This window comes from Streptomyces sp. SS7 (assembly GCF_037993025.1).
Lineage (GTDB): Bacteria > Actinomycetota > Actinomycetes > Streptomycetales > Streptomycetaceae > Streptomyces.
Genome location: NZ_CP141223.1, coordinates 4,362,940 through 4,375,866, shown reverse-complemented (window position 1 = coordinate 4,375,866; position 12,927 = coordinate 4,362,940). Strand labels below are relative to the sequence as shown.

Sequence of the window (12,927 nt, the reverse complement as noted above, 5' to 3'; positions counted from 1 at the left end):
CCGTGAGCCGTCCCTACCAGGAGGTCCGCCCCTCCCAGTTCGTCATCACCCTCGGCCCTGGAAGCATTCTCGAGACAGGATCCGGGCCGGTCGTCCTCAAGTCGATGGACACACTCTTCAACGAGATCGGCCGTAACCCCCAGGACTTCGAGATCGTCGACAAACGGCTCTCACGACTCGAGCTGGACGGTGCACGCATCGTTCGTGTGCCAACCAATGCCGAACTCGGGCTTCCCTCGGACAGAACGATCTACCCCACCCACGCGTTTCCCTTCTGGTCCCTGTGCACACAGCACCGCCCGCACCAGGTTCTGTACGAGACGGGAAACGGATGCCCGGAGTGCCCATCAGTGGCGGCACCGCAGCGTCGGGAGAAGGCGGGGCGTGAGGCGATCCGCTTCGTGCAGGCATGCGAGAACGGTCACCTGGACGAGGTTCATTGGCACGGTCTCGTACACGAGGGAGGAGGCTGTGGCACGAACCACTACCTGTGGCACGGAGGTGGCCGCGCCCTCCGGCTCGTCCGCATCAAGTGCCCCCGTTGCCACGCGACCGCGAACTTCGGCCAGGCGTACGCGAAGTCCTGGCGCTGTAGCGGTCGCATCGTGGAGCACGGGGGGCGTCCGGCGCCGACAACGGCGCGGTGCGTTCAGAAGGCGCGCATCATCCAGCGTGGAGCTGCCAACCTACGGCTCAACCTGCTCCAGAGCGCACTGACGATCATGGATATGCCGACCCGGCTTCACGACATCCTGAACGACCCGTCCCTTTTGGGAGCAGTCGGCGCACTCCATCGCCGCGGTCTCCTGGACCAAGTCGCTCTTATGGAAGAGGCCGAGCAGGTCGGGCTTGCCCGGGGTGCGATTGAGTACCTGAAACAGACGAACTGGTCGGAGATCAGCAAGGCGTTCGACGAACTACTGGGGGCTGGTAACACAGGTTCGTCGTCACTACGTGACGACGAACTCGACCGCCTTCGCCAGGCGGCGACCTCTGGCGTTCCGGCAGTTCCCCACCCGCATCCCGGCTCTCCTCCGCTGTTCGAGGTTCGCCAGGACGATGTGCGCTTCGTGCAGGGACCCATCCGCCGGCACAGGCTGCGCGTCGCACCTGTCAGCCGTCTCCGCATGGTCATGGTCCAGACCGGTTACCAGCGGCTGGACCCGCAGAAGGCCCAGAAGGTGTCCACCGCTTTCGACTGGAACGGCACCACCTGGTACCCGGGTATCGAGCTCTTCGGCGAAGGCGTCTTCATCGATCTTGCCGGCGACTCGCTCACCCTTGCCGGCAGCAGGGCCACCCAGTGGAACGACCGGTTCAGGAGTGATCCCGACGGTGACCCGTCACTCCACCCCGCACACGTCTGGTGGCATACCCTCTCCCACCGTCTCCTCAGGTCGCTCTCTGTGGACTCCGGGTACTCGTCCGCAGCGATCCGCGAGCGCGTCTATCTCAGCGTGCAGGACGGCAGGGTCACGGGCAGTGGACTCCTCCTCTACACGGTTCAACCCGGAGGAGACGGCACCCTCGGAGGGCTGGTCGCCCTCGTCAACCGGTTCGAGCACGTTCTTTCGCACGCTCTACGAGACGTCGAGAGCTGTTCGAACGACCCGTTGTGCCAGGAGGCGCCGTCGGTGGGGGCGGAGGGAGTCGCCTGCTACTCGTGTCTCCTGGCGTCAGAGACCTCGTGTGAGCACCGCAACCAGGGGTTGGACCGCCTTCTTCTTGCTGAGAACCTACCCTGACCTGCTGAGCGGTTCGGTCGATCACCGACCGCTTCTGCGTGGGCTTACGGACAGCCGACGCAGAAGCGGTGTGGCGTCGGACTACGCGCGGCTCTGGTTGCTCGACCAATAGTCGGCGTACTGCTCGTACGCCAGTTGTCCGCTGAAGCGGATGTTGTCCTCGATGTCCACGACCAGGCAGCTCTTCGTTCCACCGAATCGCGGTCCGCGCATGCCCCGACCGATCATCTGCTCGTACAGGACCCGGCTGGTGGTGGGACGGCCGACTACCAGGGCTTGTACCGTCGGAGCGTCGAAGCCGGTCGTGAGGACGCCGTAGTTACAGAGAATGGACAGGCGTTCGTCGCGGAACTGTTCGATGAGTGCGCGCCGCGTGGCACTGCGCGTTTTGGAGGTGACGACCTCCGCGGCCCGGCCGGCGCGTCGCAGCAGAACAGCCATTGCTATGGAGTGTTCTACGGAGCAGCCGAAGAACAGCGTCGGGCAGTCCGGCGGTAGCTCGAGCAGCTGCTCGAGCAGGGCACGGTTCCTTGCGTCCGATTCACCGATCTCACGGAGGAAGTCAGGGTGGAAGTCCGTGAACTGGTCGAAGTGTTCACGGTACTTCTCGACGTCGTCCATCCGGAACCCGGAACCGGTATACGAGAGCACCTTGTGCTCAGGTTGTGACAGGACGTCTCTCCGGCGGAGCTCGGACACGATGTCGTCCCCCAGGGAGCGCGAGCCGAGGAGTTTGCTGTGGAATTTCGCTGCGAGGGCGTGAGTCTCGGTGCCGACCCTCCGAAAGGGTGTGGCTGTCAGCCCGATGACGGGAACCGGGGCCTTCTGCCCGAGTTCGATCCCCAGGAACCGCAGGACTCTGCTGTAGCTGGGGGCCAGCATCCGGTGCGCTTCGTCCACAACCACCGCACCCAGGCTCTCGCGTAGCAGCTCGAGTTCCTCTTGTGTGTCGTCATTGGTGCTTCGAAGAACCGCGTCAAGCTTCTGGATGCTGGCCACCACGATGTCGGGGTCGCTCGGGACCGAGGCGTTTCCCCAAAGTCGGGCAATCTCCATGGTGTGCCGTACCTGGTCATTGCGGTGCCCCAGGTCGGTCCACACCTCACGGAACGCCTGGACCGCCTGCTCGCACAGCTCCTCACTCTGGGCGATCCAGAGAACAGTCTGACGGCGTGGCTGGGAGATGCGCCACTCGATGAGGCTCTCCACCGCGGTCCTGGTCTTGCCGGCTCCTGTGGGCAGGGTCAGAACACCACGGTTGGCGCCTGGCGCCCCGGAGAGCACCTCGATCACCTGCTCCTTGAGGTCCTGTTGGAAGTCCTCCAAGTCTCGGAGGGGCACGAAGGGGGCAACTTCCAGCGTGTCCGGCTCCCGTGTACTCCCCGGCAGGCCGGCAAAGGCAGGTGGGATATCGAGGACTCGTGCGAAGTGGCGAGGCCAGCTCTTACCGGGCTTCCATGTGCGCTCCGCGATCTTCTTGGCTTTGGCTCTGCTCCCACCACGGCTGCGCTCGGCACCTCGGTAGTCGTGCAGCGTCTCCAGCTCGTCCTCCGACGCGGAAAGTGCAAGACGTTCCCGTAGCGTCCGGGACTCAAGAAGACCGAAGCCCGACCTGTCGACCAGGAACTCGGCAAGCTCGTCCTCGGGAAGCTTCGACCGCGGCCTTCCGGATCCGGTCTCGACCGCCGCGATGATCCGCTCCACCGACTTCCTGGAGCGAGACCTCCCTCCGCTCTCGAGATCCTCGATCACCGCCCGCAGATCCCGCGGGGCGAGTCGCCGACGCAGCACCTGGATTGCCTGGGAGCGGTCCTGCTCGCTCAACTGGCCGAAGGCTTCCACCGAACACTGTCTCCCTGGACCAAACTAAGAGCCGACCGTGTTAGTCGTTCACAGACGGCCAATCAGTGCAGTGGGGGGTGGGTAAGTCTCTCACGGCCAGAAGGTGCTTGTTCCAGGCGTAGGCCTTCTGATGCTATGTCAAGCTGTCGTAACGGCGGATCGGTTCATTTTCTGGAGTGTGGTCGTCGCGGCGCAGGGATCCTGATACCTCGTCCCCGAGCGCTGTTCGGCAGCCTTCGACGCATCGCTGGACGGGCTGGTGGCCCTGGCGAGATCCTCCTGGGACCGGATCCGCACCTCCGGGGGCTCGCCTGCCCCCAGACAGCCGATTCCCCGGACGTCGCGGACGAATCCGTTGCTCAGCTCGACCATTACTGAGCTCTTCGGATTGTTGTCGGATCGTGGGTGAGGGTAAGGCCGGTTCCCGCAAGGCAGCCGTCGATCAGGTCGGGCCGTAACTGGATGTGGCGCAGGCCCCGGCGGAGGGTGCGCTCGAGGTGGTCGTCGTCGGTGAAAGCGGTGTTGGCCAGCGGGCCGCGCCGTAACAGCGACCAGACGCCCTCCGCCGGATTCAAATCCGGTGCATAGGAGGGAAGTTGCACGATCGTCAGCCAGTCGTGTCCGGCTGCGTACTCCCGCATCCCGGCGGCCCGGTGGGTGTTGAGATTGTCCCAGATCAGGACGATGGGGGCCTTGAGCTGGATGTGGGCACGCACGATCAGGTCACGGTAGTCACGCCAGGAGAAGGTGTCACGTCCCTTGCCCTTGTGCTTGCGATGGCGTCGCGGCCGGTAGATCAGCCGGGACGCCTCGCCCTGCTTGTAGCAGCACATTGCAGCGATCGACCAGCGGCGCCAGGAGCGGCCGCGCACCCGGACCACCGGCGTGTGCCCACGCCGGCCCCAGGTGCGGGCCCGCGGCGGTGTCATCGAAAACCCCGCCTCGTCCTCGAAGACGATGAACGCTCCCAGCGCCGCCGCGGTCATTCCACCTGCGGCCACACATCCTTCTTCCACAGGTCCACCGCGTGCTCGTCACGCTCCAGTGCCCGCCGGGCGGGAGACTGCCAGGACCAGCCGTGCCGGTGCATCAGCCGCCACACCCCGGCCGACGAGCAGTCGATCCCAAACCTCCAGGAGATCACCGCTCTGATCCTGGCCAGGGTCCACCGCTGGTCTTCCCAGCCGTGCTCGGCGGGTCCCCGGGCCAACTCCTCCTCCAACTCGGCGAACTGGCCGTCGGACAGCTTCGGCAGTTTCGGCGGGCCCGTGGAGGCGAGGGCGGCCATGCCGCCTTCCCGCCAGGCACGCCGCCAGCGCTCCACCGACCGCTCACTCACCCGCAGATCTCTCGCGATCACCGTGTTCTTCTCACCGCGGGCAAACCGCTCGCCGGCCTCGTACCGGATCCGCTCGCGAAACCGCCGCCGCTCCGCGGTCAGCCCACCACCCTGCGCGTACCGCATACCTCCGGCCTACCGCAGGGATCACCACATGTCACCACCCCACGACAACACTCCGAAGAGGTCAGTAGGTACGACGACGGCGCAGGATGCGCCCGCACGCGCGAGCGCATGCCGGTCCTGCCCGTCCTCGTCCGCTCGGTCGACCAGTGCACAGTGACGCAGCCGCAGTGCTGGAATCCGCCCGGAATACCGGCCCCGGCGAGGCATTACCGCTGCCGGTCGGCAACTCGTACGCGCCGTGGTTCCACACGGAACGGTCGGCCGGATCCGGGCGTGTGATCTTCGCGTCCTCCACCGAGGCAACCAAGCGGCGTACGTGTTGTGCCTCGCGAAGCTGGCAGACAGCCCTCCACAGAGATCACCTACGTCAGACGAGACCCGTTCGGTAGGATGCTCCGAACGGGGGATTTCGGCTGTCGTGGGACGAGTAGCGGCACACTCACCGCGCGAGGCCCGAGAAGTCCTGCCGCAAGCCGCTCCCCGGAGCACACAGGCGAACCGACCGCACAGGACTGACCGGGTACACCGGGTACGGAGCGTGAAGATGGACTTCGACGTCGCCGCTCCCGACCCTGCTGGCATGGTGGCGTCGCTCAGTTCGCTCGGTTACTCGCTCCCCGCCGCCGTCGCGGACCTTGTGGACAACAGTGTCTCGGCCGAGGCCCAGAACATCGACGTCGACTTCACGTGGGACGGACAGACTTCCTGGATCGCTGTGACGGACGACGGCAGGGGGATGACGGAGCCCGAGCTTGTGACTGCCATGACGGTGGCGGCCCGCGGTCCGTCAGCCGAGCGGAGCGCCACGGATCTCGGCCGTTTCGGTGTGGGGCTGAAGTCCGCCTCGTTCTCCCAGTGCCGCAAGCTCACCGTCGCCACGGTCAAGGACGGAGTCTGGCACGTTCGGACGTGGGACCTCGGCGTCGTGGAGCACTACAAGGAGTGGCGGCTCCTCCGTGACCCGGGCGACACGACCACCGCTCTCCTGCGTCGGATCGCGGGAAGCATGCAGCACGGGACCATCGTCCTGTGGGAGCAGCTCTCCGGTTACCACAACACCACCGTGGCCAGCGACGACGAAAAGACGCAGGCCCAGTTCTACGCGGAGGTGGAGCGTACCGAAGCCCACCTTGCGATGGTCTTCGCCCGTTTCCTGCAGCGTCCGGCCCGGTGCCGGATCCGGGTACGTGGCTCCGACCTCTCCCCGTGGGACCCGTTTCTGTCCAAGCACCCGTCGGTCCAGCGGATCCCCTGGGAGCCTCTACCGCTGGGATCGGAGTCGGTGCGCGTGGAGCCGTTCGTCCTCCCGACGGCGCAGCGGCTCTCGGCAGCCGAATACGAGTCGGCTGCCGGGCAGAAGGGATGGCTGGGGCAGCAGGGGTTCTACGTCTACCGCCGTGACCGTCTGATCCTGGCCGGTGACTGGCTCGGGATCCGTGGCCTCCGGCGCGAGGAGAAGTACAACCTCGCGCGGATCGCCGTGGACATCCCTGCGGAGGCCGACACCGACTGGGGCGTGGACGTGCGCAAGGCGAGCGTCGTTCCGCCCGTCTCGTTGCGGCGTCACCTGGAGAGGATCGCCAGGTACACGCGCGAGGCGGCCTCCCGCTCCGTACGACAGCGCGGTCAGGTCGTGTCGCGGGCGCACGGTGACCCCCTGAAGTTCGCCTGGAACGTGAAGCGCCACGACGGCCGGATCGTTCTGCGCATCAACAGAAAACACCCCTTGGTGAAAGCAGCGATGGACGACCAGGGCGGCAACCCGGACGTCGTTCGCTCGATGATCCGCCTCCTTGAGGAGACGGTCCCGGTCACGGCGCTCCGGATGCTCCACGAGACCGACACGGTCGACGACCCCGAACCCTTCGGCGGTCCGGGGTCGGCCGCTCCGGAGACCGTCGACATCGCCCGCCAGGTGTACGAAGCACTCCTCGGGCAGGGCCGCTCGCCTGAGGACGCCCGGGGAGTGCTGAGCTCCATGCCCCCCTTCGACGAGCAACAAGGTTTCTGGAACTCCTGACCCACCTGGTAGTCCCCACGCCCAACCGACCCGGCCGCAGGAGGTCGCTGTGAGCACCACCCCCGAAGACAGTCTCGAGAAGGCCGAGCAGACCGCCGTGCTGCTCCTGCCAGGTGACCGCCAGGCAACGCCGGCCGAGGTGGACTTCGCCGTGAACACCGCGGTCAGTATTCTCGCTGCCCAGGGGATCACCGTGGATCGGGACCAGGTGCGGAAGGTGCTTGAGGCCCGGGCCTCTGTGTTCCAGGCTGCTTCCTCCGCGATGAAGGATGACGAGGGGCACGTTCCCTGGCTTGCCGACGCGAAGGCCGACCGTAAGTGGGACTTCTGGGACCGCTACCGGCGCTACCTCCTGAGCGTGTCCAAGTTCCCGATGCAGGTCGTGCGCCGACTCGACCAGAGCACAGACGACGTTCTCGGTGAGCTGGAAGATCCTCAGCGGGAAGGCGTCTGGCGCCGGACCGGGCTCGTGATCGGACAGGTCCAGTCCGGCAAGACGATGCAGTTCATCGGGCTCGCCGCGAAGGCAGCCGACGCCGGCTACCGGCTCATCGTGGTGTTCGCCGGGATCCACAACGACCTGCGCAGCCAGACCCAGCTCCGTATCGACGAGGGGCTCCTCGGGTTCGACACCCAGTACCAGTTCCGCTCGGACGACGACGCGCATCGTCATATCGGTGTTGGTGCGATGTCGCACGGCAAGCGTCTGAAGGCCGCGTCGCTCACCACCAGTCACGAGAAGGGGGACTTCGCCCGCAAGACAGCAGTCTCCGCGAACGTGCCCGTGGGCAGTGTTCCGGTGGTCCTCGTGGTCAAGAAGAACCGGCGGATCATCGACAACCTGCGGGACTGGGTGATCGACAACCACGGCGTGGAGGACCCGGAGACCGGACGGATGGTCGTTCCCGACCTCCCCTTGTTCGTGATCGACGACGAAGCCGACAACGCGGGGGTGAACACATCCAAGGACCCCGACACCAACCCGTCGGCGATCAACAAGGCCATCAGGCGGTTGGTCAACAGCTTCACGAAGGCTTCCTACGTCGGCTACACCGCCACCCCTTTCGCGAACATCTACATCAGCCCCGACACCGACCACGACGAGCTGGGCCCCGACCTCTTTCCGGAGAGTTTCATCCGCACCCTGCGGGCGCCGTCCAACTACCTCGGTCCCGAGCGGGTCTTCGGTCTGCAGACCGACGGAGACGAGGAGGACATCGAGCCGCTGCCGCTCATAAGGCACATCAAGGACACAGACCTCTGGGTGCCGGACAAGCACAAGTCCTACCACCCGGTTCCCGACTTCCTGCCCGAGTCGCTGCAGCGTGCCATCCGGTCCTTCGTCCTGACCTGCGCGGCACGTCGAGCACGGGGGCAGGTCGCCGTGCACAACTCCATGCTGGTGCACGTGACCCGCTTCACCGCCGTACAGCAGCAGGTCCGCGACCAGATCGACGCCCATGTGCGTCTGCTCTTCGACGTCCTCCAAGACCGGTTCAGCAGTGCCCGCGGAGAACTCGAGGAAGAGCTGCGGGAGCTCTGGGACGAGGACTTCGTCCCCTGCACCGAGGACATGACCGGGGGCAGGCTCGACTGGGAGGACGTCGAACCGCATCTCCACGCCGCCCTCGGAAAGATCACCGTCATGGCTGTCAACGGTGCCGCGAAGGACGCCCTCCAGTACTACGAGCGCCGGGAGACCGGCCTGTCGGTCATCGCCGTCGGCGGCGAGAAGCTCTCCCGCGGTCTGACCCTCGAAGGGCTGTCGGTCAGCTACTACCTGCGTGCCTCCAAGACGTACGACACCCTGCTGCAGATGGGCCGCTGGTTCGGCTACCGCCCCCGCTACGAGGACCTGTGCCGCCTGTACACGACACGTACGCTGCAGCGCCAGTACGCGGAGATCACCGCGGCCACCGACGAACTCCGGCGCGACGTCGAGGAGATGTCCGCGGTGGGACTCACCCCCCGCGAGTACGGTCTCAAGGTCAGGACCTCGTCGCTCGGCCTCGGTATCACGGCCTCCAACAAGATGAGGCAGGGTACGCGTGTCCGCCTCAGCTACTCCGGTGAACTTCCCGAGACGACTATCTTCGACCTCTCCGAGAAGGCGGTTCGTAACAACCACGAGCTCCTCGAGTCGTTCGTCGCGCGCCTCGATGGGCTCTCCGCCGGGAAGGTGGACGAGCGGAGCGGAAGCATCACCTGGAGTGGCGTCGCAGCCTCGGACGTTACCGAGGGTTTCCTCGACTCCTACCTCACCGACCGGCAGGCCCAGCGGGTGCGGCCGGCCTTCATCGCGGAGTACGTACGCCAGTGCGCCAAGCAGGGTGAGCTGGGCAACTGGACGATCCGCCTCGCTAGCCGACTGCCCGAAGGAGCGGCTGCCGAGATCGCAGGCCATTCGGTCGGTCTCATCACGCGCAGCCACTCCAAGTCCTCGGAGGTCGTTCCCGGCCGCTACACGATCAAGCGCGTTCTCAGCCCCGCCGACGAGCTCTGCGACCTGACCCCGGAACAGTACGACCGTGCGCTGAAGGCCACGCAGGAGGCAGCGAAGGGGAAGCTCAACAGGAAGGGCGAACCGCTCGATCCGGACACCCCCCGCGGTCGGCCCCTGCGTCACCAGCGCCGCCCTGACCAGCCGTTGCTTCTGCTGTATCCCCTCAGCCCTGCCGAGGTGGCCAAGTCGTCGGGGAACCCCGAGCCGGTTGCTCCGCTGGTCGGGTTTGCCATCAGCTTCCCGTTCTCCAGCCACCAGTTGAAGACCGAGTACGTGGTGAACGACATCTGGTTCAAGCAGGACATGGAGTTCGACGACTTCGAGGACGAAGAGTGATCGACGAGAGTGTGTGGCAGGAGCTGGAGGCCCACCAGCAGAGCCCGGGCAGATCCACCCGGCGGCTCCACCCCGACTCCCCGCACGACATCCAGGTGTCGGTGACGCACCCTGCCCTCCGGCGGATGCTGCTGCTCGGCACCGACGCCAGGACCGCCGACACCGTACGTCAGGAGATCCACGAACTGCCGGCCACCCGCGGCCTGCAGCTGAACCTGTCCTCGGTGTCCGGCAACCACTACGAGCTCCAGGTGATGCTCACCGACGACGAACTCACCGAGGTCTTCACCCCGCTTGTCACCGACATTGCTGAGGTGGTGCGGGAGGCACCAACAACCGAGACAGCAGCGGAGGCTGCGGTTCGCCGCTACGTCCGGTGGCAGCAGCTGCTGCGCTCCGTGTCGCGCGACGGCCTGTCCCGACAGGCCCGGTGCGGTCTCTTCGGCGAACTCCACTTCCTTCTCGAGTACGTACTTCCGGCTGTGGACCAGCACACGGCCGTCAGTTCCTGGACCGGCCCCCGGCAGACGAACCAGGACTTCCAGCTGCCCGGTGCCGCGGTCGAGGTGAAGGCGACCACGGCGCGCTCTCCCCGGACGGTCCAGATCGCGAGTGAGCGGCAGCTGGACACGGCCGACTCGACGCCCCTCGCACTGGCTCATGTCGTCCTCGACGACAGGCAAAGCGGGCTCGGCAGGAGTCTGAACGCCTTGGTGGATGAGATACGGGCCCGTCTGACCTCGCCGTCCGCCGCCCAGCGCTTCGAGAGTCTGCTGGTCCAAGCCGGCTATCTGCCGAATCAGCGGGACCTCTACGACCACGACCGCTACACCTTGCGTCGCAGCGAGTTCTGGACGGTCGGGGAGGGTTTCCCCCGCATCGTCGAGGCCGAACTGCCGCCTGGGGTGGGCAACTGCACCTACACCATCGACGTGTCGGCACTGACCGCCCACAGCGTGACCGCCGAAACACTCGTCGACCTGATCCGAGGAACCCATGTCTGAGCACGACCTCAACGACTACTCACGCGCGCTGGTGACCGACATTCAGGCGCTGGCGGACGCCGAGGGCGGCTCGATCCCGAACACGTTCACCCAGCACGTACTCGAGATCCTCGAGGAGGCCGGGGTCGTCACCGACGCAGCGCTCGCCTACCACTCCTCCCGGGGGCTGGAGATCTACGGCTACGGTCTGCCCGAAGACGGGTCCAGCCTCGATCTCTACACCACCGACTTCAACCTGACCCCGTTGAGCAGCAAGCTGACCAAGGCCGAGTCCGACAGGCTCTTCCGAAGGTTGTTCGCGTTCCTGGGCAAGCACGCGGCCATCCGCCCCAACCAGGAGGACAACACCGACGTGCACGACATGTGCGTCGGTGTGGAGAAGGCGCTGTCGGATGTTCCGAAGATCCGCCTTTTTCTCCTCAGTAACCGGGTCAGCACGACGAGTGCCCCGGGACCCGGGGAGTTCGAGGGGATCCCTGTCACACACGAGCTCTGGGACCTTGCGCGGCTCCACAGGCACGAGACCTCCGGGAGTATCGGCGAGCCCATCAAGGTGACCTTCGAGCGTCCTCTTCCGTGCCTGGCGGCGCACAGCGACGAGCCGAACTACTCGGTCGTCCTGGCCGTCATCCCCGGCCGACAGCTTGCCGAACTGTACAAGGAGCACCGGACCCGCCTGCTCGAACTCAACGTCCGGTCCTTCCTCCAGACCCGTGGTGGAGTGAACAAGGGCATCCGCGAAACCCTGCTGAAGGATCCGAGCCGCTTCCTCGCCTACAACAACGGCGTGACCGCCACTGCCTCGGACGTGGACTTCGAGACCGACGAGGACGGCAGTCCCGTCGCCATCAGGAGCATGACCGGCCTCCAGATCGTCAACGGCGGCCAGACCACCGCCTCGCTGCATCACGTCCTCACTCAGGACAAGCGGGACCTGGACGGGGTCCACGTGCAGATGAAACTCACGATCGTCGATCCCGCGTACCTGTCCGAGATCGTTCCGAGGATCTCCAAGTACTCCAACACCCAGAACAAGGTGACGTTGGTCGACTTCAGCTCGAACCACGAGTTCCACGTCGCCTTCGAGCGTGTCTCCCGCAGTCTGTGGGCTCCTGCGACCGACGGCAGCGGTCAGGAGACGCGATGGTTCTACGAGCGGGCGCGGGGTCAGTACACCGACAAGTCCGCCGAGCACGAGACCCGCGCCGCCCAGCGCAAGTTCAAGCTGATCACGCCGAGCCGGCAGAGATTCAGCAAGTCCGACCTGGCCACTTTCGTGCACTCCTGGGAGCAGCTCCCGTACTGGGTGAGTCGCGGCGCCCAGAAGAACTTCGTCCACTTCATGGACCGGATCGAGAAGTCCGACCCCGTCGTGGACGTGCAGTACTGCAAGCGAGCCATAGCCACCGCCCTCCTCTTCCAGGCTGCCGACCGGATCGCCCGTGCGCACTCGGCTGGCAGCCACAAGCGGCTGATCACGACCTACATGGTCGCCCGGCTCTCGCTCGCCGCCGAGAAGCGGATCGACCTTGACCGGATCTGGAACGAGCAGGGCACCACGGACGCCTTGGAGGACGCCCTCGACGACCTCTGTCCCTTGATCATGGAGACGGTGATCTCTGGCGACCGGCACGTGTCGGAGTGGGCCAAGAAGCCCGACTGCTGGGACGAGGTTTCCCGTATCCCGTGGACGCTCCCCGACGCGCTGGCCGCCGAGCTCACGGCCGAGCCCTTCGAGATCGCCTCCCCCGAGAGCACCGAGTCCGACGAGGCCGAAGCCGCCGTCGAGGACATCTCCAGCGAGGAGTGGCAGGCTCTCGCGGACTGGGCCCGCGAAGGCCGGGTTCTGCGCGCCGTGGACCGACAGCTCGCCGACCGTGTTGCGCAGCGTCTGTCCCAGGGGCGGCGGGTCACCGGGACCCAGGCCAGGCAGGCGATGGAGGTCTACGAAGAGGCCCTGCGGCATGGGTTCCGCCCCGCGCCCGTCGGCCTCGACCACGAGACCGAGTGAG

General features: G+C 66.1%; 8 protein-coding genes. 5 read left to right on the top strand and 3 right to left on the bottom strand.

What is annotated here, in order from left to right:
• Positions 1-2: 2 nt before the first annotated feature.
• Positions 3-1,745: a DUF1998 domain-containing protein gene (locus tag U5640_RS20130; protein WP_340377154.1), complete on the top strand. Its 1,743-nt coding sequence runs from the start codon at positions 3-5 to the stop codon at positions 1,743-1,745.
• Positions 1,746-1,826: 81 nt separating this feature from the next.
• Here U5640_RS20130 and U5640_RS20125 read toward each other — a convergent pair whose 3' ends face one another.
• From U5640_RS20125 to U5640_RS20115, 3 genes are all read right to left on the bottom strand, one after another.
• Positions 1,827-3,587, bottom strand: a complete 1,761-nt coding sequence (locus U5640_RS20125) for a DEAD/DEAH box helicase (protein ID WP_340377153.1) — start codon at positions 3,585-3,587, stop codon at positions 1,827-1,829.
• A gap of 371 nt (positions 3,588-3,958) precedes the next feature.
• Entirely contained in the window at positions 3,959-4,516 is a 558-nt protein-coding gene (locus U5640_RS20120; RefSeq protein ID WP_340385227.1) for a transposase, read from the bottom strand.
• A 53-nt stretch (positions 4,517-4,569) separates the two neighbouring features.
• Positions 4,570-5,052 (bottom strand): winged helix-turn-helix domain-containing protein, encoded by a 483-nt coding sequence (locus U5640_RS20115; protein ID WP_340377152.1) that lies wholly within the window; start codon positions 5,050-5,052, stop codon positions 4,570-4,572.
• Positions 5,053-5,596: 544 nt separating this feature from the next.
• Here U5640_RS20115 and U5640_RS20110 point away from each other — a divergent pair.
• Genes U5640_RS20110 through U5640_RS20095 form a run of 4 tightly spaced genes read left to right on the top strand, consistent with a single transcriptional unit; the run spans position 5,597 to position 12,926 of the window.
• Complete coding sequence (locus U5640_RS20110; protein ID WP_340377151.1) at positions 5,597-7,072, top strand: ATP-binding protein; 1,476 nt, start codon at positions 5,597-5,599, stop codon at positions 7,070-7,072.
• Between the two features lie 49 nt (positions 7,073-7,121).
• Entirely contained in the window at positions 7,122-9,911 is a 2,790-nt protein-coding gene (locus U5640_RS20105; RefSeq protein ID WP_340377150.1) for a Z1 domain-containing protein, read from the top strand.
• The gene (locus tag U5640_RS20100) at positions 9,908-10,915 is read left to right on the top strand and encodes a PD-(D/E)XK motif protein (RefSeq protein ID WP_340377149.1); all 1,008 of its coding nucleotides are present in this window, start codon (positions 9,908-9,910) and stop codon (positions 10,913-10,915) included. The genes U5640_RS20105 and U5640_RS20100 overlap by 4 nt, the downstream gene beginning before the upstream one ends.
• Positions 10,908-12,926: an AIPR family protein gene (locus U5640_RS20095; protein WP_340377148.1), complete on the top strand. Its 2,019-nt coding sequence runs from the start codon at positions 10,908-10,910 to the stop codon at positions 12,924-12,926. Before U5640_RS20100 ends, U5640_RS20095 begins: the two co-directional genes overlap by 8 nt.
• The last annotated feature ends 1 nt before the right edge of the window (position 12,927 follow it).